Raw genomic sequence first — 26,585 nt, forward strand, 5'->3', positions numbered from 1 at the left:
CATGACGACCTACGACTTCGACGCGATGCTGCAGACGATCAAGGACAAGCAGTGGTCGTTGGCCGACATCGACTGGGACGCCCCGGGCGCCGAGACGATGACCGAGGAGTCCCGCGCCAAGATGCGGCCCTTCATGGCCGACCTGGTGTGGATCGAGCACGTCGGCGCGCGCGGCTTCGCCTCGCTCGCCAAGAAGGCGCCGACGCCGGCGATCAAGGAGATCTACGAGTACTTCCACGCCGAGGAGCAGAAGCACGCCAACGCGGAGCTGGCGCTGATGAAGCGCTGGGGGATGCTCGACGACGAGGGCAACGTCCCCGAGCCCAACATCAACGTGAAGATGGCGATCAAGACGCTCGACAGCCTCGGGGACACGCTGCCGCTCAGTGCCCTCGCCACGCTCATCCCGCTGCTGGAGTGCGCACTCGACGGAGCGCTCGTGAAGTTCCTCCTCGACGAGGTGCAGGACCCGGTCTGTCACGAGGTCTTCCGGCACATCAACTCCGACGAGGCGCGCCACATCACCGTCGACTTCCAGGTCCTGGAGCTGATCGGCGCCGGTCCGCTGCACAAGCTGCTCATCGAGTCGGCCAGCAACCTCAAGCCGCAGGTCGTGATCGGGCTGATCGTGGTGTTCGTGCCGCTCATCAACAAGATGCGCGACAACATCGTGGCGATGGGCATGTCCGAGCAGAAGCTCTACAACGCGGTGAAGCGCTACAAGACCATCGGCGGGCGAGGTGAGTTCACCCACCGGATCCCGGCCTACCACGTGCTCAAGGCGCAGGCCGCGATGGTCATCGACCGCACCCATCCCTACCACCGCTTCCTCGCCGACCCGATGGTGAAGGTCACCTCGTTCGTGCCGGCGCGGATCCTCGGCAAGCCGCAGTCGTGGACCGAAGAGATCACCCACGAGCCGGTGGCCTCGTGACGCGCCCCGATCCCGCTGATCTGGCGGCCGTCTTCGCGGGCGAGGTCCTCGTCGGCGAGGAGTGGCGCGACCACGACTTCACCGGCAAGCGGGTGGCGGTGATCTCGCGAGGCAACGACGCGGTCCGGTTGCTGCCCGAGGTCGCCTGGACCGCGCGCAGCGTCAAGATCTTCCTCGACGACCCCGACTGGGTGCTGCCCGCGATGCCGACGCCGTTCGGAGTCGCGGTCCGTGCGGCGTCGTACGTCCCGGTCGCCGGGCCGCGGGCCCGCCGGCTCATCGCCCGGACGCACCTGCGCTTCGCGGTCAAGGACCCCTGGGTCCGGCGCCTGCTGACTCCCGACGACCGGTTCGGCGCCCACTCGACGGGCCGCGGCGACTGCTTCTACGACGTCCTCCAGCGCAGCCACTGCAAGCTGATCCGTTGGCCGGTCTACGGCGTGACCGCCGAGGGCGTGCGGTCGGCCGAGGGCATCGAGCACCAGGTCGACGCCATCGTCATCCCCGCCCCGGAGCGGCTGCGCCGCATCGCCGTGCCGCTCCACCAGACTGGCCCGACCGGCACCCGAGAGGACCGCTCCGCATGACGCACCCCGATCACCAGGTCGCCATCATCGGCGGCGGATTCTCCGGCATCGGTGCCGCGATCCTGCTCGACAGGGCCGGCATCGACGACTACCTCATGATCGAGGAGGGCGACGGGGTCGGCGGTGCCTGGCACTGGAACACCTACCCCGGCGTCGCGGTCGACATCCCCAGCTTCAGCTATCAGTTCTCCTTCGAGCAGATGGCTGGCTGGTCGCGGGTCTACGCCCCGGGCAAGGAGCTCAAGAGCTACGCCGAGCACTGCGTGGAGAAGTACGACGTCCGCCGCCGTACGCGGCTCAACACCCGCATCGTCTCGGCGACCTTCGACGACGAGGGCGACTTCTGGACGTTGGGCACCGCGGACGGCGACTCGATCACCGCCCGCCACGTGGTCGGGGCGACCGGCGTGCTCACGCAACCGAAGAAGCCGGAGATCGAGGGCATCACCGACTTCGCCGGCACCGTCATCCACACCGCTCGGTGGGACCACGGCGTCGACCTGTCCGGCAAGCGCGTCGCGATCATCGGCACCGGTGCGTCGGCCGTCCAGGTGATCCCGTCGATCGCACGCAAGGTCGACCACCTGACCGTCTTCCAGCGCACGCCGATCTGGTGCCTGCCGAAGCCCGACCGCCGGCTCCCGGGCCCGGCTCGGCTCGCCCTGCGGTTGCCGGGGGCGAAGGCGGTGACCCGGGTCGCGAGCCAGACCTTCGTCGAGCTCACCTTCCCGATCGCCGCCCACTTCCACAACCTGCTGCCCGTCGCCGGGGTCGGTGAGCGACTCGGCCACACCCACCTGCGGATGGCGGTGCGTGATCCCGAGGTGCGCGAGAAGCTCACGCCGAAGTACGCCCTGGGCTGCAAGCGGCCGAGCTTCTCCAACGACTACCTGCAGGCCTTCAACCGGTCCAACGTGCACCTCGAGACCGAGAGCATCGAACGGATCACTGCCACGGGCGTCGTGACCTCCGACGGGGTCGAGCACGACGCCGACGTGCTGATCCTGGCGACCGGCTTCAAGGTCTTCGAGAAGGGCAACATGCCCGCCTTCACGGTGACCGGCGCCGGGGGAGTGGACCTCGAGGACTGGTGGGGCGAGCACCGCTTCCAGGCCTACCAGGGCGTGAGCGTGCCGGGCTTCCCGAACTTCTTCGCGATCCTGGGTCCCTACGGCTACAACGGTTCGTCCTACTTCAACCTGATCGAGACGCAGATGGCTCACATCGTGCGTTGCCTGCGGCGGGCGGAGAAGGTCGGGGCGACCCGCGTCGAGGTGACGCCGGAGGCCAACACCCGCTACTTCGAGCGGATGCTCGGCCGCCGTCGCCACCAGGTGTTCTTCCAGCCGTCGTGCTCGACCGCCAACAGCTACTACTTCGACGTCAACGGCGATGTCCCGTTCCGGGCCTCGCCGACGCTCGAGACGATGTGGACGAGCAGTCGGTTCGACCTCGACGACTACACGTTCGCCGGCGCCGCCGTCTCCTGACGCGCGGCGGGGTCTGTCCCGACGTCCTTCGTACGCCACAGGGCGATGCCGACGATCAGCGCGCCGGGCACCACCAGGATCGGCGGGACGGGGTCGGCCGCGCCACTCGTGACCAGGCCGATCAGGCTGAGGGCGCCGAGCAGGACGCCGACGACGGTCGCGACCCGGGCTGCCCTGCGGGCCCGGTCGTGCCGTCGGACGGACTCGCCGAGGAGCACCACGGCCACCAGGGCCAGCATCGAGAACGTCGTCACCACCGGCACCGTCAGCGGACCGAAGTCCCGCACCAGCGGGGGAAGGTCGTCGGGGTCGGCGAAGAGGCCGAGCCCGAGCGCGACGTAGGCCCACCACAGGGCGCTGGTGGCCACCGTCGACCACCAGGCGACGGTGCTGAGAGGTCCGGCCGCCTGCCGGCGCACGCGGCGTGCGGCGAGCAGCAGCAGGAGCGGTGGGACGAAGAGGAACAGCCCGGTCAGGAGCGCATAGACCGGGTGATCGTGGGTGATCTGCGCCTGCGCTGCGGTCGACACCTGGTTGACGGCGACGTCCTCGCGCTCGGCTGCGGCTTCGAGGTCGCCCTCGAAGTCGGCGCCGAGGGAGACGGCGACCACGATGTAGCCGACGAGGGTGAGCGCGGATGCGGTGACCAGGCGGCCGATGGCTCGCGCGTCGATGACGGTGATCATGGCCGGCCCTCAGATCTCGCCGAGCTCGGCCGCGCGGCGCCGGGCAGTGGCGACCGCGTCATTGATGGTGATGACTCCGTCGGTGGGCGGGTCGTCGTGGTGCTCGTGGGTGTAGAACCGCACCTCGTGGCCGTCCGGGTCGTGGAGCATCGGGAGGATCCAGCCGAACGTCGCGAAGTGGGCCCCCGCGTGCTGCTCGCCGAGGCTCGTCAGGTGGTCGGCGAGGGCCTGGATCGACTGCTTGTCCGGCACGCCGATCGCGAAGTAGTCGAAGCCGGCCGCGCCCTGCGCTCGATCGGGGTCGAGCCGGAAGGAGATGCTCGGGCCGCCGTTGGGGTGCTCCATGCCGATGCCGGTGAGCTCGCCGTCGTCGCGCCACTCCTGGCTGAGGCGGTAGCCGAGGCGCGACTCGTACCAGGTCTGGGTGCGGCGCAGGTCGCTGACGGGCAGCTTGAGGTGGTGGACGCCGGCGAGGGCCGGGACCGTGCCGGTAGGGGTGGCGGTGGTGGTCATCAGAGCTCCTGGAATGAAGTTGCAGTTAGACTGCAAACTGATAATGCAGTTAGACTGCAACTTGTGAGCGCCGATGTCAACGACCTTGCTGTGTCTGCCCCGTCACGCGCCGAGCGGACGGAGCAGAAGATCGTCGCCGCGGCGAGAGACCTCTTCGTCGAGCGCGGCTACCAGGGCACGACGCTGAGCGACGTGGCCGCAGCCGCGGGGGTGTCGGACCGCACGATCTACGTGCGCTTCGCGTCCAAGGCCGAGCTGATGAAGCGGGTGGTCGATGTCGCGGTCGTGGGCGACACCGCGCACGTCCCGCTCGCCGATCGCGACTGGGTCGCCGTACTCATGAACGCGCCGACCCTCGAGGAGCGGCTCACTGCCGAGTCCACCGGCGTCGCCGACCTGATGCACCGGGTCGCGCCCGTCCAGGCCGTGGCGATGCAGGCCGAGGGGGAGGAGCCGCTCCTCGCTGCCGCCGCGCAGGCGGCACGGATCGACACGATGAAGCAGGGGGGGGCGTTCTGGCGCAAGTTGTACGCCGACGGGCTCCTCCATCCCGAGGTCGACCTCGACTGGGTCATCCCGACGGTGGCACTGCTGGCCAACTCTGAGACCTACATCCACATGACCCGGACCCTGGGCTGGACCATGGAGGACTACCGTTCCTGGCGCTACCGGACCTGGTTGCACTTCGCGACCACGCCGTCGGCCGTTGGGCGATCGGCACAGTCCTAGCGCCGGAGTTGGACGGGAGACACTGTCGCCCGGTGCTCGGGGATTGCGACAGTCGGCGGGTGACTGACGCCTTGATCACCAGCGACGTCGTCGAGCTCGTGCGTGCACGCGGCTGGGCCCGAGTGACGATGGGCGCACTCGCCCGCGCCGCGGGGGTGAGCCGCCAGACCCTCTACAACCGGTTCGGCTCGCGCGAGTCCGTCGCCGAGGCCTACGTCGTCCGCGAGATCGACCTCGCGTTCGACGCGGCCTTCACGGTCGTCGGCGCCTACGAAGACCCGACCGATGCACTGGCTGCGGCGGTCGACGTGCTGCTCGCCCAGGTCGCCCGGTCGTTGGCCGGTGCGCTCAGCGCAGCGTCCGAGCCGGATCGCTTCATCGCGCTGACCTCCCTCACGCTCGCGCACGGCGTCGAGCGGTTGGCCGACCTCGTGGGCTGGCTCCGGGCCGACCTGCCGGTCGCGGACCGGCGCGCTGTCGCGGATGTGTTGTGCCGACTCATCGTCAGCAACGCGATGGTCCCCCCGGAGGACCGGGGGGACGCGGTCGCGGCGATGGTCAGCCGGCTTCAGCTGTAGAGCGCGGCGATCTCGGCGGCGTACTTCTCCTTGATCACGCGGCGCTTGAGCTTGGAGGTCGGGGTGAGCTCGTCGGAGTCGGGCAACCACTCGATGCCGAGGACGTTGACCTTCTTGACCCGCTCCGCGCCGTTGAACCCGGCCATCACCTCGTCGACCGCACGCTCGATCTCGGCGACCACCGAGGGCTGCTCGGCCAGGTCGGGGAGCGGCAGCTCCGTGAGGCCCTGGGCGGCGGCCCAGACGGGCGCCACGTCGGGGTCGAGCAGGACGAGCGCGCCGACGTAGGGCTGCCCGTCGCCGACCGCGAACGCCTGGCCGACCAGCGGGATCGTCTTCAGTGCCGCCTCGAGGTTGGCCGGGCTGATGTTCTTGCCGCCGGCAGTGATGATGAGCTCCTTCTTGCGGTCGATGATCCGCAGGTAGCCCTCGTCGTCGAGCACGCCGATGTCGCCGGTGTGCAGCCAGCCGTCGGCGTCGATGGCCTCCGCCGTCTTCTCGGGGTCGTCGAGGTAGCCAGGAGTCACGACGTCGCCGCGGCAGATGACCTCGCCGTCCTCGGCGAGAGCGACCTCGACCCCGGGGACGGCCTTGCCGACGGTGCCCGGCTTGATCTTGCGCAGAGCGAGGGTCATGGCGCCGGTGTTCTCGGACATGCCGTAGACCTCGGCCAGCGGTACGCCGAGCGCGTTGAACCACTCGATGACCACGTCGGGGATCGGCGCGGCGCCGGTGATGGCGAACTCGACCTGGTCGAGCCCCACCAGCTGACGGACAGCGGCGAGACCACCGGCCTGGACCTCGTCCCAGATCGCGTCCTGCTCGGGCGTCGTGGCCTGCCAGCTGCGCGCCAGTCCGATCGGCTTGGCGACCTCGATGGCCGCGGCGAAGGACGCTGCCTTGGCGGCATCGCGCCCGACGGCCGCGAGGATGCCGCCGCGGAGCTTCTCCCACACCCGCGGCACCCCGAACAGCACCTGTGGGTGGACGTCGGCCAGGTAGGTCGAGAGCTGGGCCGGGTCCGGGCAGCAGGTCACCTCGACGGCCTCGAAGGCCAGCAGGTAGTGGCTGATCGCACGTTCGGCGATGTGCGCCATCGGGAGGTAGGACACGATCCGCTTGCCGGTCAGGTCGGTCGCGAACTCGGCGGCGAGAGCAGCCACCTCGGCGCACACGTTGCGGTGCGTGACCATCACGCCCTTGGGGTTGCCCGTGGTGCCCGAGGTGTAGATGACCGTCGCGAGGTCGTCGGGCGTGACAGCCGACGCGGCCTCGACGAGGTCAGCCGGCGCCGCCTCGAGCAGGCTCGCGAACGCGGTGACGTCGTCGCGCGCGGGGACGTCGCGGACGACGACGAAGCGCGTGAGGTCGGGCAGGTCGTCGAGGGCGGCGTCGAACCGGGCGAGGAAACCGGCGTCCTCCACGATCGCCAGACGGGCGCCCGCGTGGCCGGCGAGGTAGGCGACCTGCTCGGGGGAGGAGGAGTTGTAGATCGAGACCGGTGTCGCCCCCGCGAAGAGGACGGCCAGGTCGGCGACGTGGAACTCGGCGACGTTGCGCAGCATGAGCAGCACCCGGTCACCGGGCCGGACACCGAGGTCGCGGAGGCCGGCGGTGGCTCGGGCGACGCGATCGGCGAGCTCGTGGAAGGTCCATGACGACGAATTGCCGTCGGCCTCCCGCCAGCGCAGGGCGGTGCGGTCGCCGGACCGGGCGACGGTGGAGGCGAAGGCTTCGACGACGGTGGTCGGCTGCGAGGACATACGGGTGCTCCTGGATGGCGGTTGAGGGAGTGACTACTGCTTCGGGGCGGACTTGGCCCGGAGCCGGCGCACCGGGGCGGGTGCCACCTGCTTCTCGAGCTCGTCGAGGGCCTCGCCGGTGTAGACCGCGAGCCGCTGGAGGTGCGGAAGGCTGTCGCGGTCGCCCACGAAGCCGAGGCCCATCTTCCCGGCGATCGTGAAGGCGGCGATGAAGAGACCCTGGCCGTGGCTGAGGACGCCGAGGGGCGCCATCATCTCCAGCGGCGAGCCCGCCAGGTACTGCGGTTCGATCGGGCCCGGCACGTTGGAGATGACCAGGTTGAAGGGCGGCTTCATCCGGCCACCCAGACCGACCAGGCCCTGCACGACGTACGGCGCGAACGAGAGCGCGCCGAAGCTGATCGCGGCCTGCTTGGTCAGGCCGTCCATCGACTCCTTGGTGGCCTTGCTCGACCGGTGGATCGCCTGCAGTCGCTCGACCGGGTCCGCGATGTCGGTGCGCAGGTTCATGGTCGCGATGGTGAAGGCGTTGTTGGAGGCGTCGGTCGCTCCGCTGCGGACCGACACCGGGGTGCCCGCGACCAGCCCGGCGTCCGGGAGTGCGCCGACCTCGTCGAGATAGCGGCGCAGGCCGCCCGCGCAGATGGCGAGGAAGACGTCGTTGACCGTGACGTCGGCCCGGTTGGCCAGCGCCCGCACGCGGTCGAACTCGAACGTCTGGGTGGCCACCCGACGCTGCTGTCCGACGCGTCCGTTGACCGCGAGATCCGGGATCCGGTACGGCGCCGCGAGGTCGGGGTCGGAGGGCAGCACCATGTCGCGGACCATCTGAGACGTACGGCGCACCAAGCCGCTCGCCGTCGCCAGCTGGTTCTTCGCGGCCGTCGCGACGGATCGGTCGGCGCGGGAGGACTGCCCGCGCCGGCGTCCGATCGTCCACGGCGGCGTCAGCGTCGGGTCGGTCGGGTCCGTGTTGAGCATCTTCTGCAGCAGCCGGGCCCCGGCGATGCCGTCGAAGAGCGCGTGGTGGAGCTTGATGTAGACCGCGAAACGGCCTCCGGTGAGACCCTCGATCAGGTGCACCTCCCACAACGGGCGGGTCAGGTCGAGCGGCCGGGAGTGGAGGCGCGACACGAGTACGCCGAGCTGTCGCTCACCTCCGGGGCGAGGCAGGGCGTTGTGCCGCACGTGGTACTCGAGGTCGACGTCCTCGTCGGCGAGCCGCACGAACGACGGCGCCACTGACCTGAGTGCCGGGTGGGCCAGCACGTGGTTGAAGGGCTCAGCGAAGTCGCGCGTCGACTGGAACGTCGCGATCAGGCGCTCGAGGTAGTCGTCGGGAGCACTGTCCGGCAGTGAGAAGACCGCGAGGCCGGCGACGTGCTGCGGCGTCTCCGCGGACTCCTGGATGAGGAAGATCCGGTCGGCCAGGCCAAGTTTCGTCATACCCCGAAGCCTGGCCGGGCGGGGCCGGTCAGCGCTCGTGCGCGCGTCCCAAGTGCGGCGGCGCGGTTGGCCTAGCGCACAACGCCGGCCTCATCCAGCAGGGGCGGGATTGCCGAAGAACGCGACCCAACGAAGGGCCAGCTCGACCTGGGTCGAGCGTTCGGTCAGCGGGTGGCCGAGGAGCTCCTCGGCCTTCGCGATGCGGTAGCGCACGGTGTTCTTGTGGACGAAGAGGCGCTCCGCGGTCGCCTCCACGTTGAGCGTCGTGAGGTAGACGAGCGCGGTCTCGCGCACGAGGGCGAGGTTCTTGTCGGCGGCGCCCAGCGGACCGATCTCGCGGGCGACCATGCGGCGGGCGAGGGTGTCTTGACTCGCGAGAATGCACAGCAGCTCGACCTCGTCGTAGCGGACGAGAGCGGTGACGCCGGGCACCTCGAGGGCGAGCTCACGGGCCGAACGCGCCTCGTCGTGGCTGGAGCGGAAGCCACCGACGCCCGGAGCCGGGAGCCCGACCGCCAGGTGTGTCCCGGTCTCCTTCAGCAGGGCCTCGAGAGGGGCCAGCAGGCCGAGATCGGGCTTGGTCGGCGTCGCCACCCAGCACCACAGGTCGCGGCTTCCGGCGACCATCGTCAGCGGACGCGGCGCCTTGAGCGCCTGCGCGACGGCGTTGGCGACGTCGAGCATCGCTTCGGTCGCCGAACCGCTGGACTCGCTCGACCACACGAGCAGAGCGGTCTGCCAGTGCTGGAGCGCGTGGCTGAGGGCGTTGGACGCCTGGTCGCTCGTCGGGGGAGCGTCGCCGAGGAGTGCCTCGATCGTCTCCTGGCGTCGGATGAGGACGCCGTCGTTGAGGTTCTGCCGCTCCTCGTAGAAGGTCTGGATCAGGCTCTCGACCGAGTCGTCCATCCATTGCCCGGCGCGGCTCCAGATGAAGACGAGTACCTCGTCCCGGGCGGGCGCGTGCTCCTTCCCGACGGCGTCGATCACATCGATCAGGAACTGGTAGACCGCCTGCTGCGCGACCCGGTAGACCTTGAGGAGGATCGCGAGGTCCATCCCACGCCGTGCGAGGGACCGAGCGAGATCGGCCGCCGCGCTGGGCAGCACGAGCCGGTGCTCCTCCGACAGGTGGGCGAGGAACGAGCGCCACTGGGCGCCGGTGCTCTTGTGCAGGTCCTGGACCAGCATCGCGTCGCCGGCGATCTCGGGGATCTGGGTGGCGATGACGTCGTCGATCCGGTTGACGAAGTCAGCAGCCACCGCGGGCTTGCCGCAGTAGTCGACGAAGTCCCCGACCCACGAGGTCAGCGCATTGTTCTCCGACACCAACACCTCCGGGAGCGGGTGAGGCCCTGGCCACACTTCTTGGACTGGCAAACAATGGACCCGATCGACGATGGACGCAATGACAAGCGTCCGGACCAGCCCCGATGACACCTTTCTCGAACAGTCCAGACGTTCGAGGGAAGTGACATGCGTACTTACGACTACATCGTGGTGGGCTCCGGCTCCGCTGGAGCCGTGGTTGCCGGCCGGCTCTCGGAGGATCCGTCGACGCGGGTTCTTCTCATCGAGGCCGGCGGGGCCAAGAAGCCCATGAGGGTGAAGGTCCCCGCAGCCTTCCCGACCCAGTTCAAGACCGACCTGGACTGGGAGGTCTACACGGAGCCGGAGCCGCACCTGGACGGCCGCGTGATCTACCACCCGCGCGCCAAGCTCCTCGGTGGCTGTAGCGCCATGAACGCGATGATGTACATCCGCGGCAGTCGGCACGACTACGACTCCTGGGCCAAGGGTGGCGCGACCGGCTGGTCCTACGACGAGGTGCTGCCGCTCTTCAAGCGGTCCGAGCGCAACTCCCGTGGGGCGAGCGAGTACCACGGCGACGCGGGCCCCCTCCACATCGAGGACCCGCGTACGCCGACCCCGTTGACCGAGACCCTCATCGAGGCCATGTGCGCGACCGGCCTGTCGCGCAACGACGACTTCAACGGGGCCGACCAGCTCGGTGCCGGCTACAACCAGCTCACCCAGAAGCGCGGCATGCGCTGGACCACCGCCGACGGCTTCGTGACGCCGGCGACCAAGCGCGCCAACTTCACCCTGCTCAGCGGAGCGCATGTGCACAGGGTCCGGGTTGCGAACGGGCGTGCGGTCGGGGTCGAGGTCGAGGTCAACGGCAAGGTGGAGTTCTACGCCGCTGACCGCGAGGTCGTGCTCTCGGCCGGTGCGTTCAACACCCCGCAGCTGCTCATGCTCTCCGGTATCGGCCCCGCCGACCACCTCGCGGAGCACGGCATCGCATCCGTCGTCGACAACCCGAACGTCGGGGCGCACCTGATGGACCACCCGCTCTACCTGACGAACCACGAAACGACCGCGAGGGGCACGCTGGCCGGGGCCGAGTCGCCGGTCCAGTTGGTGAAGTACCTCGCCGCGCGCCGCGGCATGCTGACGTCCAACATCGGTGAGGCGGGCGCGTTCTTCCACACCAGGTCCGGCGAGGACGCCCCGGACGTCCAGATGTTCGGTGCGCCGGCGTACTTCTGGGACAACGGCTTCGCGACTCACGACAAACCTGCGTTCGCCTTCGCGTTGTCGCTGGTGGGCTCGACGAGCCGGGGTCACCTCCGGCTGCGGAGCGCGGACCCCAAGGCCCAGATCGGAGCCACCTTCAACTACTTCGCCGAGCGGGCCGACATGGACTCCATGGTCGCTGGCATCGAGCGCGCTCGGGAGGCGGCCGCCTACGGACCGCTGCGCGCGCTGACGACCAAGGAGATCCACCCCGGCGCCGCCGTGCAGACCCGCCAGGAGATCGAGGCCGAGATCCGCCGCAACGTGTCCCACACCTTCCACCCGGCGTGCACTGCGCGGATCGGCACCGAGGTCGACGGCGTGGTCGACCCGGACCTGCGGGTGCACGGCGTGGTCGGCCTGCGGGTCGCGGACGCCTCGGTCTTCCCGACCATTCCGCACGGCAACACCCACGCGCCCACCGTGCTGGTCGGCGAGAAGGCAGCGGACCTGATCCGCGCGACGAGCTGAGGACGACATGTTCGAGACAACAGTGCAGACCGACGCCGACGCGATCGCAGCGCGGCTGCTCGACGGCGAGATCGCCTGGGCCCGTACGTCGCTCACGCGGCGACGCGAGCTCCTGACCGAGTTCATGGCGCTGGTCGACCAGCACGCCGAGGAATGGGTCGAGGTGGCAGCGAGCATCAAGCAGCTGCCCGCCGGGTCGTCGTTGATCGGCGAGGAGTGGGTCAGCGGACCCTGGGCCGTGCAGGCCTACGTGGGTGCGCTCCAGCAGACCTTGCGACGGATGGAGGACGGCCGTGACGTGCTCGCGGGATTCCGCACCCGGTCCGTCGAGGGCGACCGGCTCGCTTTCCAGGTGTTGCCCCACAACACCTTCGACCGCCTGCTGCTCAACGGCTATCGGGCCGAGCTGTGGATGCAGCCGGGGGTGACGGAGGCGGACGCCGGTGCCGCAGCCGGCCTCGGCCTGCGGAAGCCGCATGACACCCAGGGCACCGCGCTCGTCCTCGGCGCGGGCAACATCAGCTCGATCGCCCCGCTGGACGTGCTCTACGTGCTGTATGCCGACAACCGGGTCGCGGCTCTGAAGCTGAACCCGATCATGAACGGGTTGAAGGACGTCTTCACCACGATCTTCGCGCCGTTCATCGCCATCGGCGCGGTCGAGGTCCTGACGTGCGACCTCGAGACCGGCAACGCGCTGGCCCACCACCCCGACGTCGCCGCCGTGCACATGACGGGCAGCGAGCAGACCCACGACGCGATCGTCTGGGGTCCGGGCGAGCAGGGCGTGGCCAACAAGGCGGCGGGCACCCCGCTGCTGACCAAGCCGATCTCGAGCGAGCTCGGGGGAGTGGCGCCCGTCATCGTCGTACCGGGCAAGTGGTCGAAGGCCGACCTCCGCTTTCAGGCGCAACACATCGCCACCCAGCGACTCCACAACAGCGGCCACAACTGCATCGCCGGACAGATCGTGGTCCTGAGCAGCGACTGGGCGCAGAAGGACGCGTTCCTCACCGAGCTCCGGGCGGCCCTTGCCGCGGCGCCGGAGCGTCCAGCCTGGTATCCCGGCTGTGCCACCCGCGTCGCCGACGCCCGTGCGGTGCACCCGACGGCCGAGGCGGTCGGGGGGGTCGCCGAGCGCACCCTGATCACCGGGCTCGACCTCGATGACGACACCGAGACGGCGTTCTCGACCGAGTACTTCGGGCCGGTCCTCGGAGTGGCCGAACTGCCCGGGACGGGCGCCGCGTTCCTCGAGCGCGCCGTGACCGCGGCCAACGACAAGCTGCGCGGGACGCTGGGCGCCAACGTGATCGTCCACCCCCGGACGAAGCGCCAGCTCGGCGCGAGGCTGGAGGAGCAGGTCGTCCGACTCCGCTACGGCACCATCGGCGTCAACGTCTGGACCGGTGTCGGCTACCTGACGCCGCACGCGACGTGGGGCGGTTTCCCCGGCCACACGCTCGACGACATCCAGAGCGGGCGCGGCGTGGTCCACAACGCGCTGCTTCTCGACCGCACCGAACGCACCGTCGTGCACGGCCCCTTCCGGCCCTTCCCCCGGTCGGTCCTGCACGGGGAGGCCTCGATCTCGCCGAAGCCACCGTGGTTCGTCGACAACCGGACCGCCGCGACCACCGGCCGGCGGCTCGCCCGCTTCGCTGCGCGGCCCCGGTGGCGGGCGCTCCCCGCGATCTTCGCCTCCGCCCTGCGCGGGTGACGACTAGGCGATAGCGACGACCTGGAACGCGAGGACGACCGCGCCGAGCACCCGTCGGAACGGGCTGTCGCCACGGACCACCTCATCGAGTGCCCACGCGATGAGGGCTCCGTGGCGCACGCCCGTCAGCGCTGCCTCGTGGGCGCTGGAGAGGTCGAGGTGGCCGAGCGCCCACGCGACCATCCAGACGATCAGCGCCGGGTTGGGCGGTTGCCAGAGGGTCTGCCGGCCGTCCTTCGCACGGAACCACCAGGACGCAGAAGTAGGGCCGGTCACCCCTCGAACGTACTAACGTCGATCCATGGCTGACGAGTCGCTCCTCGACGGGCTCGACCCGTTCGACCTGCTGGACCGCGAGGCCGACCGGGTCCATCGGTTCTTCACGAGCGAGCCGGACTGGTCGCTGCCGAGCCGCTGTGCGGGTTGGACGGTGCGCGACATGGTCGCCCACCTCAAGGGCCTGGAGGACTACACCCGTGCCAACCTCGATGGCACGGTCCAGGAGATGTTCCGGGCCGCCGAGCAGGCCGGCATCAAGGACATCGCCGCCTTCAACGACTGGCAGATCCACGTCTACGACTCGGTGCCGACCGACGAGCTCGTGGGAGAGTGGCGCGAGGCGCAGGTGGCCAACCGACGTGACCTGCGTGCTCGGGGCAGGGACGGCTCGGTCGACACGATGGTCGGCGCCTACCCCGCCGGGCTGCAGACCTTCCACTTCGCCGTTGAATACGCCACCCACGGCGACGACGTCTTCGTCCCTGTCCCCGAGGCGGACCGTGCCGCGCGTACGGCGTGGCGGGTCACCTTCGGCCGCTTCGTGCTGGGCGAGCTCGAGAAGCCGGTGACGGTTGCCGTCGACGGCGGCGTGGTCGTGGTCGAGGGCGACCTGGGGCGGGTCGAGCTGTCGCCCGAGACGTTCGTCGAGGCCACCCAGGGCCGCCTGTCCGACGACTTCCCGATGACCGCCGACCTCAGGGCACTGCTCTCCACCGTCCCGTAGGCCCCACTCGTGTGCGGCTGTCGTACTCAGTCGTGGCTACAGCACCGCGCGCAGGTCAGCGACAAGTGCGGGTACGGCGAGGACCGGGATCGCTGCGAACAGAAGGCGGAACAGCCACAGCAGGGCAGGGCTGGCGAGGATCTTGTCGAGGAAGGCGCGGCGGACGGGCAGCAGCACCGCGATGACGACGAGCTGGAACGCGCCCGCGAGGGCAGCGAGGGGAAACGCCAGCACGAGAACGGGCAGCCACGGCGGGCCGGTTTCCGCGTGGCGACCGACGTGTTCGACGACGGCGGGCACCAGCAATCCGACGACGAACGGCAAGACGAGGAACAGTGCGACCGCAACTTCTGTGTCGAGATCGCGGAAGTCGCGGCCGTGGTCGTTGATGACGCCAGAACCCCCGAGCAGCATCGCTGTGACCGCGACGGTGAGCCGCTGGACCCACGGTCGTCCCACGAGGAAGGGCAGCACGGCGATGTAGGCCGCAGCGCCCACGACGCCGAGCGCGACGCCGAGCATCACCAGGTTGTAGACGCCGAACAGGGTGAACCGGCCGATCTCGAACCCGTCGTCCGACGTCAGCCCTGTCGAGGCTGGTGAGGCCAGGCGCAGCACCAGCATCGCGGCCCGGAGCAGCAGGCCGATCGCGACGCCGGCGACGAGCCCCGACACGACCACCACCCACGCGGTCTGCCCGAGCTCGCGTCGGTACGACGGCGTCCCAACTGGCCTGCCCGGGACCACCAGCAGTGGCGCCGTCCCGACGACCTCGGGGGACGGACTCACACCCGTCAGCGTAGGGCCGCGAGCGCGGCGGTGGTAGCAGCGCGGGATTCAGGCGACCTCGGCCCAGGTCGCGGTCGTTCCTCCGGTCTTGCAGAACCAGAGGCGGCCGGTGCTGTCGACGTACAAATCGCCACGGGTCCCACTGGTCGGATGGGTGTCGACGGTTCCGGGGGTGAGGTTGACCTGAGCTGCGGCGCCGGTGAACACGCCACCGCGGCCGGTGCCGCCGAAGCCGCGGACCCCCACGCCTCCCACGGATTGGCCGTACACCGCGGTGCCGGTGCCGGCGTGCGATGCGAGGACGCCGTAACTGGCGTTGGTGGTGGAATTCGTGATCGCGCGCACGGCGGCGCTCGACGCGCCGGGTGTGGTCGAGGTGAGTCGTCCGAGGACACCAGCGGTCTTGTCGGCGTTCCCGGTAGCGACGCATTCGGCGCCGGTTGCGTAAGTGCTCTCAGCAAGGAGACCCGGCCCGCCACTCGACTTCGCCCAGACCCCTCGGCCGCTGCCGCCGTGATAGCCCCGGACACCGGCGCCCTTCGTCACGTGAGGCAAGGGCATGTCGCCAACAACGCCAGCAGAGTGGGTCGCGTCGTTCAAGGACAAGCCGGCCACTCCACAATTCTTCCCTCGTCCACTCACGCCAATGCCACCACCAGACGTCCCGTAGACGCCTGCACCCGTGCCGTCGTGCGATCCGTGGACGCCGTAACCGGCGTCGGTTCTGGCGTTGTTGATACCGCGCACGCCGGCGCTCCCATATTGAGGTGTTTCGGACGTGACCCGTCCGATGACGCCGAACTGGTCCGCGCGCCCACCGGTCGTGACGCATTCGGCGCCTGACCCGGTGCCGCCGTCGGCGTAGAGGCCAACTCCAGACACGGACGTCGCCCACACCCCCCACCCCGACCCGGCGTGCGAACCGATGACTCCGATTCCATTCGAGCTCGTATTGAGGTTCTCGCCACAAACACCGGCCGTTCCGGGCAACTCATCGGGGTTTTTCAGCCAGGTGCCCTGCACGCCGTATCGGCCTCCGGAGCTTCTGCCAACTACCCCGATGCCTCCGGCGTGCGCGGTCTCGCCGTAGACGCCGCGCCCATAACTCACGGCCGACACCCCGTACACGGCGATCGATCCGCTGCCCAGCGAGGCGTACCCTTCGTTGTCCTCCCCCCTCAGCACCAACGCTGGGTGGTTCCCGTAAGGGCCGGAGTTGAGCTTGATCTCGGTCGGCAGATCGGCGGAGTTGACGGCGCCGAGGACGACTGGAGTGCCGTCGGCGTGAGCGGCGGTCGGCCGGGCGACGACCGCCGCTGCCGCTCCAGCCATCCCGGCGCCCGCCAACCACACGAGGCCCCGCCGGCTCGGAGCCGCCTCCCGTGTCGAGCCGGGTTCGACGTTGGGTGCCGTCGCCGGTTGGCGCAACTCGAGCTCTTTCATTCGGTGTGTGAGAGCGGTGTTCGCCCGCTCCAACCGGCCAACCAGTTGTCGGAGTCGGTCCAGTTCTTGCTCGATCTCGCCGCTCACGATGGTCTCCTTTGTGCAGTTGCACGCACCGCCGGAGCCCGAACCTGCCGCGCGCGGTTCCCTGGAGATTCCAATGTCGCGAGTGAGGGCGTGCTCGTCAACGAACCGGGAGGCAGATCACCCGCGGACGTGTTGCAAGATGGTCGTCATGTCCTTCCAGATGACCGGGCTGCCGGAAGCCGATGAAGTCCTCGACCAGCACCCGTTCGCGGTGGTGGTCGGGATGATGCTTGACCAGCAGTACGGCATGGAGCACGCGTTCCGCGGCGGCTGGAAGGTCCTGAGCCGCTTCGGCAACCTGGACCCGGCGGCGATCGCCGCGGCCGATCCTGAGGCGTTCAAGGAGATGTGCAGCACCCCGCCGGCGATCCATCGGTTCCCGGGGTCGATGGCGGCGCGGCTGCAGGAGCTCGCCGCGCTCGTCGAGAGCAAGTACGACGGCGACGTCACGCGGCTCTGGACGGAGCCCACCACGGGCAAGGAGCTCTTCAAGCGCGTGCAGGAGCTGCCGGGCTTCGGGAAGCAGAAGGCGCAGATCTTCGTGGCGCTGCTGGCCAAACAGGTCGGCATCCGACCGGACGGCTGGGAGGCGGTGGCGGGGGATTACGCCCTCGAGGGCTATCGCTCGGTGGCCGACGTGGTCGACCCCGACTCGCTGCAGAAGGTGCGCGACTACAAGAAGATGAAGAAGGCCGCAGCCAAGGAGGGCTGAGGTCAGCTCTCGAAGTCGGCCTTCAGGTTGCGCAACGTCCGCTTGATGTTGCCGCGCTGGAACTCCGCGAAGCTCGGCTTCCGCGTCGCAATCGGGTCGAACATCCGCGTCGCCGCATCCGGCCACCGGCGTCGTCCGTCGGTCCAGGTCTCGATGACCCGGGTGCCGTCCTCGACCGGCTCGAAGCGGTACTCCCAGCTGGCGATCCTGATCGGCAGCACCGGCACGCCGACGCCGTAGACGCGCACGTCGAAGGCGAAGCGCTGGCCCGGGTCGGCTGCGGTGACGACGCACTTGGTCACCCACCGCACCGGTCCGCGCTTGTTGGAGCCGACGAAGGTCATGCCGACGCGCGCCGGCGCGCCCGGCTCGGGGACCGAGGCTCCGGTGTTCTCCGGGCTCCAGCGCGCCATCTGCGTCGGGTCGCTGATCTGGGCGTAGAGCTCGTCGGCCGGGGCCGCGACCACGACGCTGTCGCTGACTGTCATCTCGCGGGGCATGGGGGAGAGCCTAGGGGCGAGGTAAGCCTTTCGATACAGGTATGTATCGGATACAGTTCTGCATCGTGACCGAGAAGCCCCTGACCCGCAGGAGGGCGGAGACGCGCCAGCGCCTGCTGGACGCGGCGCTCGAGGCCTTCGCCGAGCAGGGCTACGGCGCCACCTCGGTCGAGCAGGTCTGTGCCCGTGCGAACTTCACCCGCGGGGCCTTCTACTCCAACTTCGACTCGCTCGACGAGCTCTTCCTGGCGATGTGGGAGCAGCGTTCGGCGCAGCTGCTCCACGACCTCGAGGAGCTGCTCGCCGCACCCGACGAGGCCAACCTGGCGACGTTGCGTGACGCCGTGGCGCACGTCGCGGACGCCGTACCTGTCGATGACGAGTGGTACCGCGTCACTGCCGAGTTCACGGCCCACGCGCTGCGCAACCCGATCCTCAAGCAGGTGGTGGCGGCACGTGAGGATGCGATCCTCGCCACCCTGCTGCCGCTGCTCGACCGGCTGATGGCGACCGTCGGCCGCCGGATCACTGACCGCGACGCGCTCGGGCACGCGCTCGTCGCCGCGCACGACGGCACCACGGTCCAGTGCTTGATCGAGGACGACCAGCAGGCCGCACGAACGCGGCGTACTGACCTGTTCACCGTGCTCGTCGAGCACTACACCGAGGAGATCTGATGAGCACTCACCCCCAGGGCGACTTCCAGCCGGACGTCATCGTCGTCGGCGCGGGCCTCGCCGGCCTCGTCGCCACCCACGAGCTGGCGAAGGCCGGCAAGAAGGTGCTCGTTCTCGACCAGGAGAACCGCAACAACCTCGGTGGTCAGGCCTTCTGGTCGCTCGGTGGGCTCTTCTTCGTCGACTCGCCCGAGCAGCGCCGCATGGGCATCAAGGACTCCCACGAGCTGGCTCTCCAGGACTGGATGGGCTCAGCAGGGTTCGACCGCCTCGACGACGAGGACGTGTGGCCGCAGCGTTGGGCCGAGGCCTACGTCCGGTTCGCCGCCACCGAGAAGCGGCAGTACCTGCGCGACCTCGGGCTCAAGTCCCTCACGTTCGTCGGCTGGGCCGAGCGAGGCGACGGACGCGCGACCGGGCACGGCAACTCAGTCCCCCGGTTCCACCTCACCTGGGGCACCGGTCCTGAGGTGGTACGAGTCTTCCTCGAGCCGGTCCTCAAGGCCGAGCAGCAGGGGTTGGTCCGCTTCGCGTTCCGCCACCAGGTCGACGACCTCGTCGTCGAGGACGGCGCGATCGTCGGCGTCCGGGGCAGCGTGCTGCACACCGACGACGACCTGGCTCGCGGTGTGAAGTCGTCCCGCGACATCGTCGGCGAGTTCGAGGAGCGGGCGGCCGCTGTCGTCGTCAGCTCCGGCGGCATCGGCCACAACTTCGAGCTCATGCGCCGCAACTGGCCGACCGATCGCGTCGGTCCCGCGCCGGAGCACATGATCGCGGGCGTCCCCGCCCACGTCGACGGCCGGATGCTCGCCATCACCGAGGCCGCGGGAGGTCGGATCGTCAACCGCGACCGGATGTGGGCCTACGTCGAGGGCGTCCACAACTGGGACCCGGTCTGGCCCGACCATGCGATCCGGATCCTGCCGGGTCCGTCGTCGATGTGGTTCGACGCCAACGGGAAGCGGCTCGAGGGCATGTCCGGCGTGCCCGGTGCCGACTCGATCGGCTCCATGAAGCAGATCCTCGCGACCGGGGCCGACTACTCGTGGTTCGTGCTCGACCAGACGATCATCGAGAAGGAATTCGCCCTGTCGGGGTCGGAGCAGAACCCCGACTGGACCGACAAGGACATCCCCCTGATGCTCAAGGACCGCATCATCGGCAAGGGGGCGACCGGACCGGTCGAGGCGTTCAAGGAGCACGGCGAGGACTTCGTCGTCGCCGACACCCTCGAGCAGCTGGTCGACGGCATGAACAAGCTCGGGCGCGGCGGCCGCGTGCTCGACGTCGAGACGATCCGCACGACCATCGAGGCCCGCGACCGCCAGGTCGACAACGCGTTCTGCAAGGACGCCCAGGTGATGGCGATCCACAACGGTCGCCGTGAGCGGACCGGCAAGATCATGCGGGTCGCCAAGCCCCACAAGATCCTCGACCCGGCCCACGGCCCGCTCATCGCCGTACGCCTCAACATCTTGTCGCGCAAGACGCTCGGCGGGCTGGAGACCAACCTCGACTCCCAGGTGATGGGCGCCGACGGCAACCCTGTCTCCGGCCTGTACGCCGCCGGCGAGGTCGCTGGTTTCGGCGGCGGGGGAGTGCACGGCTACAACGCGCTCGAGGGCACCTTCCTCGGCGGCTGCATCTTCTCCGGGCGAGCGGCCGGGCTGGCGCTCGCACGCGATCTCTGAAGCCGAAGGTAAAAGTAGGAATCAACTGCTTCCTGGAATCGCATGATTCCTGTATGGTCGTGCCATGACCACGGCAACGACCACGCCTGACGACGGCGCAGGCGCCGGCTCAGGCGCGTCGGCGGGCCGCCTCTGGCAGGGCCAGACGCCCGACGCTCGCGAGGCCGACCGGCGCCAGCGGCTCGTCGATGCCGGCATGGAGCTGCTCGGCACCCAGGGTGTCGCGGCGCTGACCATGCGTGCCGCGTGCCGCGAGGCCGCCGTCGGTCCCCGTTACTTCTATGAGCTGTTCGCGACCCGCGAGGAGTTCCTCGAGGCGGTCTACGACCAGACGGTCGTCCAGATGCGCGAGCCGATCCTGGCCGCCGTCGTCTCAGCCGTGGCCGCCGACGGCGTCGCGGCAGCGCTGCACACCGCGTTCGAGACGGCGGTCGCTGTCGTCGAGGACGACCCCCGCATCGGGCGCATCCTCTTCCGCGAGTCCTCTGCCGACGACACCCTGCGGCCACGATCGCAGGCGGCCATGCCGGAGTTCGTCCTGGCGATCGTCAGCGAGGTCTTCCCCGACCGCGTCGAGGAGCTCCGCTCCGAATCGGGCACCTGGACCCTGATCGGTTTCTCCGCCGCGGTCTTCGCCCTGTTCCTCGCGTGGAGCGAGGGCCAACGGCACACCTCGCGCGAGGAGTTCGTGCGGCACTGCACCACCCTGGCGATCGATTCGCTCGGGCTCGACATGGAGCTGCCGCGGCTGCGGCGGGTAGGAGGATCGCGTTGATCAGCTACGACCGCCGGGGGTCAGGAACCCCGATCGTGCTCGTGCACGGCATCGGCAGCCGCTGGCAGTGCTTCGAGCCGATCCTCGACCGCCTCGCGGAGTCGCACGAGGTCATCTCGATCGACCTGCCGGGCTTCGGCGCCTCTCCGATGGTCGAGGGCGTCGTCCCCGGGCCCCGCGGATACGCCGACTGGCTGGAGGGCTGGCTCGCTGACAACGGCATCGAGCGGCCGCACCTGGTCGGCAGCTCGATGGGCGGGGGGATCGGGCTGGAGCTCGGCCGTCGCGGCGTCGCTTCCGCGGTGACCGCCTTCTCCCCGGTCGGCTTCTGGGGCACCGCCGGGCTGCGTTGGACGCAGAGCCTGCTGACAGTGATGCGCATCGCGGCGCGAACCGCAGGTCCGGCCCTGGATCGTGTCGTGCAGACCCCCACGGGGCGCACGCTCCTGTTGAGCTCGATGTTCGGCCGGCCGGCTCTGCTCACGCCCGCGATGGCGGAGGGCGACCTGCACGGTCTTGCCGCGGCGACCGCCTTCGAATCGGCGCGCGCCGACTTCGGGCGCTACTGGCTCTCCGCCGACGACGACCAGGGCAAGCTCCCGAAGATCCCGGTCACGATCGCGTGGGGCACCAAGGACGTCGTACTGATCCACCGCACGCAGAGCGCCCGCGCTCGCGCCGCGATGCCCCACGCGCGCCACCTCGACCTGCCCGGATGCGGGCACCTTCCCTTCAACGACGACCCCGACACCTGCGCCCGCCTCATCCTCGAGGACGCCGCCATCAAGGCAATCAAGGAGATCCGATGACCGAGCAGCTGGTCAGCACCAACCCCGCCAACGACGAGGTCGTGGCCACCTTCCCGATCCACACGGCCGAGCAGGTGCAGGCGATCGTCGCCCGCGCCCGTGAGGCGTCGAAGTGGTGGCGCGACCAGGGCTACGCGGGTCGCAAGGACGCCCTGCTGGCGTGGAAGCGTCACATGGCCGAGCACAGCGCCGACCTGGTCGACCTGATGCACCGCGAGAACGGCAAGCCGCTCACCGACGCGCGCCTCGAGCTGATGCTCGCGCTCGAGCACATCACTTGGAACGCCAAGCACGCGGGCAAGTACCTCCGCCCCGAGAAGCGCAAGCCCGGTTTCCTGCTCTCCAACTTCTCCGCGCGCCTCGAGCACGTGCCGTTCGGCGTCGTGGGCGTGATCGGTCCGTGGAACTACCCAGTCTTCACCCCGATGGGCTCGATCGCGACCGCCCTCGCTGCCGGCAACACCGTGGTGTTCAAGCCGAGCGAATACACCCCCGCGATCGCCGAGTGGTACGTCGACGCCTTCGCCGCCGCCAACCCCGACGCGCCTGAGGGCGTGCTGTCGCTGGTCACCGGCTTCGGCGAGACCGGCGCCGCGTTGTGCCGGGCGGGTGTCGACAAGCTCGCCTTCACCGGGTCGGGCCCGACCGGCCGCAAGGTGATGGCTGCCTGTGCCGAGTCGCTCATCCCTGTGGTCATGGAGCTCGGCGGCAAGGACGCGGCGATCGTCGCGCACGACGCCGACCTCGCCAAGGCTGCCGAGGCGATCGCGTTCGGAGCGCTGGGCAACAGCGGCCAGACCTGCGTCGGCATCGAGCGCGTCTACGTCGAGCGGGTCGTGCGCGACGAGTTCCTCGCGGAGCTCACCAAGCGCGTCAAGGAGATCCGCCCCGGTTCGGACGACAAGTCGTCCTACGGCCCGATGACGATGCCGAGCCAGATCGCGATCGTGCGTCGTCACGTCGAGGACGCCCTCGCGGGCGGCGGCACCGCTGTCGTCGGCGGCATCGAGAGCGTTGGTGACCGCTACATCTCGCCGGTCGTCATCCTCGACCCGCCGCACTCCTCCTCGGCCATTCAGGAGGAGACCTTCGGCCCGACCCTGACTGTCACCACCGTGGAGTCGCTCGACGAGGCGGTCAAGCTCGCCAACGACACCCCCTTCGGCCTTGCCGGTGCGGTCTTCTCCAAGAAGCACGCCGAGGAGATCTCCGAGGGCCTCGACACCAGCCAGGTCTCGGTCAACTCCGTCCTCGGCTTCGCCGGCATGGCGACGCTGCCGCTCGGCGGCAAGGGCGAGAGCGGCTTCGGTCGGATCCACGGGCCCGAGGGCCTGCGCGAGTTCACCCGCCCGCGCGCCATCGCCACCCAGCGCTACGCGCCGCCGATGAACTTGCTGACCTTCGCCCGCAAGCCGTGGGTCGTGCGCCTCCTTCCGCGCATGATCAAGTGGCTCCACGCCCGCTGACAGGACTGAACGTCATGAGATCTCCCTCTGTTGCCGTCATCGGCACCGGCTTCGGCGGCCTGGCCGCCGTGATCGAGCTGAAGAAGCGCGGCTACGACGACATCGTCGTCTTCGAGAAGGCCGACGACGTCGGTGGCGTGTGGCGCGAGAACACCTACCCGGGCGCTGCCTGCGACGTCCCGTCGCCCTTCTACTCCTACTCCTACGAGCCCAACCCGCGCTGGCCGCACCGCTTCTCCCGCCAGCCGGCGATCCTCGACTACATCCGCAACGTCGCCGACAAGTACGACGTCCGCCGCCACGTCCGCTTCAGCACGGAGGTCGTGAGCGCGGCCTTCGACGAGAGCACCGGCAAGTGGACGGTCGAGACCGACCACGGCGACGCCGTCGTGGTCGACGTACTCGTGTCGGCCGTGGGTCAGCTCTCGCGCCCGTCCTACCCCGACATCGAGGGTGCGGAGACCTTCGAGGGTCCGGCCTTCCACTCGGCGCTGTGGGACCACGACGTCGACCTCGCGGGCAAGCGGGTCGCCGTGATCGGCACCGGCGCCAGCGCGGTGCAGTTCGTGCCCGAGATCCAGCCCGAGGTCGCCCAGCTCACCCTCTTCCAGCGGTCCGCGCCCTATATCCACGCGCGCCCCGACCGCGAGTTCAGCGAGCTGCACCACCAGGTCTTCGAGAAGCTGCCGGCGGCGCTGCAGGTCGAGCGCGGCTACTGGTACTCCCGCACCGAGAGCCTCGGCATCGCGCTGCTCCACTCCAAGGCCCTGTCGACCTACTTCGAGTGGACGTGCAAGCGCCACATGAAGAAGCAGACCAAGGCCAAGGCCGGTCTCTTCGAGAAGATCTGGCCGACCTACACCTTCGGTTGCAAGCGGGTCCTCTTCTCCAACGACTACCTGCCGGCGCTGGCACAGCCCAACGTCGAGGTCGAGACCGAGCGGATCACCGGGATCACGCCCACCGGCGTGGTCACCGCCGACGGTGTCGAGCACGAGACCGACGTCATCATCTGGGGCACCGGCTTCAAGGCGACCGAGTTCCTCGCGCCGATGTCGATCAAGGGCGCCGGCGGCCGCGACCTCCACGACGTGTGGCGCGACGGCGCGCGGGCCTACTACGGCATCTCGGTGCCGCACTTCCCGAACCTGTTCGTGATGTACGGCCCCAACACCAACACCGGTGGCGGGTCGATCATCTTCTTCCTCGAGACCCAGGCGCGCTACCTCGGCGACTACGTCGACCACCTCGCCGACGTCAGCGGCCAGCTGGTCGTCCGGCCCGAGGTGGAGCAGGACTTCGACGAGCGGACCCAGGAGCGGCTCAACGACAGCGTGTGGAGCCAGTGCGCGTCGTGGTACCGCAACGAGAACGGACGGGTGACGACCAACTGGCCGTCGCTCGCAGTGCAGTACAAGGCGCAGGCGAAATTCGATCCTGCTGACTACGAGGTGGTGGGTCAGTGACGACCAAGAAGTACGACTACGACGTCATCGTCGTCGGATCGGGTTTCGGCGGCAGCGTGACCGCGCTGCGGCTGACGGAGAAGGGCTACAAGGTCGGCGTGCTCGAGTCCGGGCGACGCTGGAACGCCGAGGACCTCCCGAAGACCAACTGGAACCTCCGCAAGTCCATCTGGGCGCCTCGGCTCGGCCTCACCGGTCCGCAGCGGATCAGCACCCTCGGCAAGTGCCTCGTCTTCAGTGGCGCCGGCGTCGGCGGCGGCTCGCTGATCTACGGCAACACGCTCTACGAGCCGCTGCCGGCCTTCTACCAGGACAAGGCCTGGGCCCACATCACCGACTGGCAGCAAGAGCTCGCGCCTTACTACGACCAGGCCAAGCGGATGCTCGGCGTCGTCGAGAACCCGCGGGTCGGCCCGAAGGACGACATCTTGCTGCAGGTCGCCAAGGACCGCGGCGTGGCCGAGACCTTCCACAAGACCCAGGTCGGCGTCTTCTTCAACGAGGGCAAAGAGGGCAAAGAGGTCGACGACCCCTACTTCGGCGGCGCCGGTCCGCGTCGTGCGGGCTGCATCCACTGCTCGGAGTGCTTCACCGGCTGCAAGCACAACGCGAAGAACACCACGACCACCAACTACCTCTACCTCGCTGAGAGCAAGGGCGCCGAGGTGCACCCGCTCACCACGGTGACGTCGGTGAAGAAGGATGACGACGGCGGCTACGTCGTCGAGACCGAGCGAGCCAACGGCAAGCTCCGCAAGGGCCGCAAGACCTTCCGGGCCCAGCAGGTCGTCTTCGCTGCGGCGGCACTCGGCACCCAGAAACTGCTCCACAAGCTCAAGGACGAGGGCACGCTGCCCGAGCTCTCGCCGCGCCTGGGCGAGCTCACCCGCAGCAACTCCGAGGCGATCATCGGCGTGCAGAGCAAGAGCCGCTTCGACTTCGCCCAGGGTGTCGCGATCACGTCATCGATCCACCCGGAGCCGCAGACCCACGTCGAGGTCTGCACCTACGGCAAGGGCCAGAACTCGCTCTTCGCGCAGACGGTGCCGATGATCGACGGGGGAGCGTTCCGCTTCATGCGGTTCCTCCTCGGCGTCGTGCTGCACCCGCTGACGATGCTGCGGTCCCTCAACCTGCGGCGGGCGTCGGAGCGGTCGGTGATCCTGCTGGTGATGCAGTCGCTCGACAACTCCCTCACGTCCTACCGCAAGGGTGGTCTGCTCAAGACGAAGCAGGGGACCGGGGAGCCCAACCCCGACTGGATCCCCCTGGCCCACGAGATCGCGCGGGAGTACGCCGGCCACGCCGATGCCGACGCCGGCAACGTCGCGACCGACATCTTCAACATCCCGGCGACCGCGCACTACATCGGCGGCTGCACGATCGGTGACTCGAGCGCCACCGGCGTGATCGACCCCTACCAGCGGATCTATGGCTACCCCGGCCTGCACATCGCCGACGGGAGCGCGATCACCGCCAACCTCGGCGTCAACCCGTCGCTCACGATCACCGCCCAGGCGGAGCGGGCGATGTCCTTCTGGCCCAACAAGGGTCAGGCCGACCCGCGGCCGGCTCTCGGCTCGTCCTACGAGCGCGTCGCGCCTGTCATGCCCAACGCACCCGTGGTGCCCGAGTCCGCTCCGGGTGCGCTGCGCCTGGCGAGCGCCTGA

At 69.4% G+C, this 26,585-nt stretch carries 25 protein-coding genes; 16 read left to right on the forward strand and 9 right to left on the reverse strand.

Annotated features, from left to right (window positions below):
• Nucleotide 1: 1 nt before the first annotated feature.
• From F0U44_RS16600 to F0U44_RS16610, 3 genes are read left to right on the forward strand one after another with little or no spacing between them, the layout of a single operon-like run.
• Nucleotides 2-934: a ferritin-like domain-containing protein gene (locus F0U44_RS16600; RefSeq protein WP_149729478.1), complete on the forward strand. Its 933-nt coding sequence runs from the start codon at nt 2-4 to the stop codon at nt 932-934.
• A complete protein-coding gene (locus F0U44_RS16605; protein WP_188113526.1) occupies nt 931-1,521 on the forward strand; it encodes an NAD(P)/FAD-dependent oxidoreductase in 591 nt (196 codons plus the stop codon). Before F0U44_RS16600 ends, F0U44_RS16605 begins: the two co-directional genes overlap by 4 nt.
• A complete protein-coding gene (locus F0U44_RS16610) occupies nt 1,518-3,011 on the forward strand; it encodes a flavin-containing monooxygenase (protein WP_149729479.1) in 1,494 nt (497 codons plus the stop codon). Before F0U44_RS16605 ends, F0U44_RS16610 begins: the two co-directional genes overlap by 4 nt.
• Here F0U44_RS16610 and F0U44_RS16615 read toward each other — a convergent pair.
• Nucleotides 2,981-3,697 (reverse strand): hypothetical protein, encoded by a 717-nt coding sequence (locus F0U44_RS16615; RefSeq protein WP_149729480.1) that lies wholly within the window; start codon nt 3,695-3,697, stop codon nt 2,981-2,983. The genes F0U44_RS16610 and F0U44_RS16615 overlap by 31 nt on opposite strands.
• A 9-nt stretch (nt 3,698-3,706) precedes the next feature.
• The gene (locus F0U44_RS16620; protein WP_149729481.1) at nt 3,707-4,210 is read right to left on the reverse strand and encodes a VOC family protein; all 504 of its coding nucleotides are present in this window, start codon (nt 4,208-4,210) and stop codon (nt 3,707-3,709) included.
• A gap of 63 nt (nt 4,211-4,273) precedes the next feature.
• On the opposite strand from F0U44_RS16620, the gene F0U44_RS16625 reads away from it, so the two are divergent.
• Nucleotides 4,274-4,939, forward strand: coding sequence for a TetR/AcrR family transcriptional regulator (locus F0U44_RS16625; protein WP_188113527.1), 666 nt, complete (start codon nt 4,274-4,276; stop codon nt 4,937-4,939).
• A 59-nt stretch (nt 4,940-4,998) separates the two neighbouring features.
• Nucleotides 4,999-5,517 carry a TetR/AcrR family transcriptional regulator gene (locus F0U44_RS16630; RefSeq protein WP_149729483.1) on the forward strand — a complete coding sequence of 173 codons (519 nt, stop codon included), beginning with the start codon at nt 4,999-5,001 and terminating at the stop codon, nt 5,515-5,517.
• Here the strand turns inward: F0U44_RS16630 and F0U44_RS16635 are convergent.
• The 3 genes from F0U44_RS16635 to F0U44_RS16645 form a co-directional block, all read right to left on the reverse strand.
• Complete coding sequence (locus tag F0U44_RS16635) at nt 5,508-7,280, reverse strand: AMP-dependent synthetase/ligase (protein WP_149729484.1); 1,773 nt, start codon at nt 7,278-7,280, stop codon at nt 5,508-5,510. The two genes, F0U44_RS16630 and F0U44_RS16635, sit on opposite strands and share 10 nt — an antisense overlap.
• Before the next feature lie 33 nt (nt 7,281-7,313).
• Nucleotides 7,314-8,726 (reverse strand): WS/DGAT/MGAT family O-acyltransferase, encoded by a 1,413-nt coding sequence (locus F0U44_RS16640; protein WP_149729485.1) that lies wholly within the window; start codon nt 8,724-8,726, stop codon nt 7,314-7,316.
• 90 nt (nt 8,727-8,816) lie between these two features.
• Nucleotides 8,817-10,052: a PucR family transcriptional regulator gene (locus tag F0U44_RS16645; protein WP_149729486.1), complete on the reverse strand. Its 1,236-nt coding sequence runs from the start codon at nt 10,050-10,052 to the stop codon at nt 8,817-8,819.
• A 147-nt stretch (nt 10,053-10,199) separates the two neighbouring features.
• Here F0U44_RS16645 and F0U44_RS16650 point away from each other — a divergent pair, with 147 nt between their 5' ends.
• Both F0U44_RS16650 and F0U44_RS16655 read left to right on the forward strand, forming a co-directional pair.
• Nucleotides 10,200-11,774, forward strand: a complete 1,575-nt coding sequence (locus F0U44_RS16650; protein WP_149729487.1) for a GMC family oxidoreductase — start codon at nt 10,200-10,202, stop codon at nt 11,772-11,774.
• Between the two features lie 7 nt (nt 11,775-11,781).
• Nucleotides 11,782-13,494: an aldehyde dehydrogenase family protein gene (locus F0U44_RS16655; protein ID WP_149729488.1), complete on the forward strand. Its 1,713-nt coding sequence runs from the start codon at nt 11,782-11,784 to the stop codon at nt 13,492-13,494.
• 3 nt (nt 13,495-13,497) lie between these two features.
• On the opposite strand, the gene F0U44_RS16660 is transcribed toward F0U44_RS16655, so the two are convergent.
• Nucleotides 13,498-13,770 carry a hypothetical protein gene (locus F0U44_RS16660; protein ID WP_149729489.1) on the reverse strand — a complete coding sequence of 91 codons (273 nt, stop codon included), beginning with the start codon at nt 13,768-13,770 and terminating at the stop codon, nt 13,498-13,500.
• Between the two features lie 25 nt (nt 13,771-13,795).
• On the opposite strand from F0U44_RS16660, the gene F0U44_RS16665 reads away from it, so the two are divergent.
• A complete protein-coding gene (locus tag F0U44_RS16665; protein ID WP_149729490.1) occupies nt 13,796-14,497 on the forward strand; it encodes a maleylpyruvate isomerase family mycothiol-dependent enzyme in 702 nt (233 codons plus the stop codon).
• Nucleotides 14,498-14,533: 36 nt separating this feature from the next.
• Here F0U44_RS16665 and F0U44_RS16670 read toward each other — a convergent pair whose 3' ends face one another.
• On the reverse strand, nt 14,534-15,286 hold the full coding sequence (locus F0U44_RS16670) for a hypothetical protein (RefSeq protein WP_149729491.1): 753 nt from the start codon (nt 15,284-15,286) through the stop codon (nt 14,534-14,536).
• A gap of 48 nt (nt 15,287-15,334) precedes the next feature.
• Nucleotides 15,335-16,816, reverse strand: a complete 1,482-nt coding sequence (locus tag F0U44_RS16675; protein ID WP_149729492.1) for a hypothetical protein — start codon at nt 16,814-16,816, stop codon at nt 15,335-15,337.
• Between the two features lie 148 nt (nt 16,817-16,964).
• Here F0U44_RS16675 and F0U44_RS16680 point away from each other — a divergent pair, with 148 nt between their 5' ends.
• Nucleotides 16,965-17,528 carry an HhH-GPD-type base excision DNA repair protein gene (locus tag F0U44_RS16680; RefSeq protein WP_149729493.1) on the forward strand — a complete coding sequence of 188 codons (564 nt, stop codon included), beginning with the start codon at nt 16,965-16,967 and terminating at the stop codon, nt 17,526-17,528.
• A gap of 2 nt (nt 17,529-17,530) precedes the next feature.
• On the opposite strand, the gene F0U44_RS16685 is transcribed toward F0U44_RS16680, so the two are convergent.
• The gene (locus tag F0U44_RS16685) at nt 17,531-18,028 is read right to left on the reverse strand and encodes an SRPBCC family protein (protein WP_149729494.1); all 498 of its coding nucleotides are present in this window, start codon (nt 18,026-18,028) and stop codon (nt 17,531-17,533) included.
• A 65-nt stretch (nt 18,029-18,093) separates the two neighbouring features.
• Here F0U44_RS16685 and F0U44_RS16690 point away from each other — a divergent pair, with 65 nt between their 5' ends.
• From F0U44_RS16690 to F0U44_RS16720, 7 genes are all read left to right on the forward strand, one after another.
• On the forward strand, nt 18,094-18,705 hold the full coding sequence (locus F0U44_RS16690; protein ID WP_246160576.1) for a TetR/AcrR family transcriptional regulator: 612 nt from the start codon (nt 18,094-18,096) through the stop codon (nt 18,703-18,705).
• Nucleotides 18,705-20,399, forward strand: coding sequence for an FAD-binding dehydrogenase (locus F0U44_RS16695; protein ID WP_149729496.1), 1,695 nt, complete (start codon nt 18,705-18,707; stop codon nt 20,397-20,399). Before F0U44_RS16690 ends, F0U44_RS16695 begins: the two co-directional genes overlap by 1 nt.
• A gap of 64 nt (nt 20,400-20,463) precedes the next feature.
• Nucleotides 20,464-21,174: a TetR/AcrR family transcriptional regulator gene (locus F0U44_RS16700; RefSeq protein WP_149729497.1), complete on the forward strand. Its 711-nt coding sequence runs from the start codon at nt 20,464-20,466 to the stop codon at nt 21,172-21,174.
• The gene (locus F0U44_RS16705) at nt 21,171-21,983 is read left to right on the forward strand and encodes an alpha/beta fold hydrolase (RefSeq protein WP_223163726.1); all 813 of its coding nucleotides are present in this window, start codon (nt 21,171-21,173) and stop codon (nt 21,981-21,983) included. Before F0U44_RS16700 ends, F0U44_RS16705 begins: the two co-directional genes overlap by 4 nt.
• The gene (locus F0U44_RS16710) at nt 21,980-23,449 is read left to right on the forward strand and encodes an aldehyde dehydrogenase family protein (protein ID WP_149729498.1); all 1,470 of its coding nucleotides are present in this window, start codon (nt 21,980-21,982) and stop codon (nt 23,447-23,449) included. The genes F0U44_RS16705 and F0U44_RS16710 overlap by 4 nt, the downstream gene beginning before the upstream one ends.
• 14 nt (nt 23,450-23,463) lie before the next feature.
• Nucleotides 23,464-24,915 carry a flavin-containing monooxygenase gene (locus F0U44_RS16715; protein WP_149729499.1) on the forward strand — a complete coding sequence of 484 codons (1,452 nt, stop codon included), beginning with the start codon at nt 23,464-23,466 and terminating at the stop codon, nt 24,913-24,915.
• Entirely contained in the window at nt 24,912-26,585 is a 1,674-nt protein-coding gene (locus tag F0U44_RS16720; RefSeq protein ID WP_149729500.1) for a GMC oxidoreductase, read from the forward strand. Before F0U44_RS16715 ends, F0U44_RS16720 begins: the two co-directional genes overlap by 4 nt.

It is taken from the genome of Nocardioides humilatus, assembly GCF_008373755.1.
Taxonomy (GTDB): domain Bacteria; phylum Actinomycetota; class Actinomycetes; order Propionibacteriales; family Nocardioidaceae; genus Nocardioides; species Nocardioides humilatus.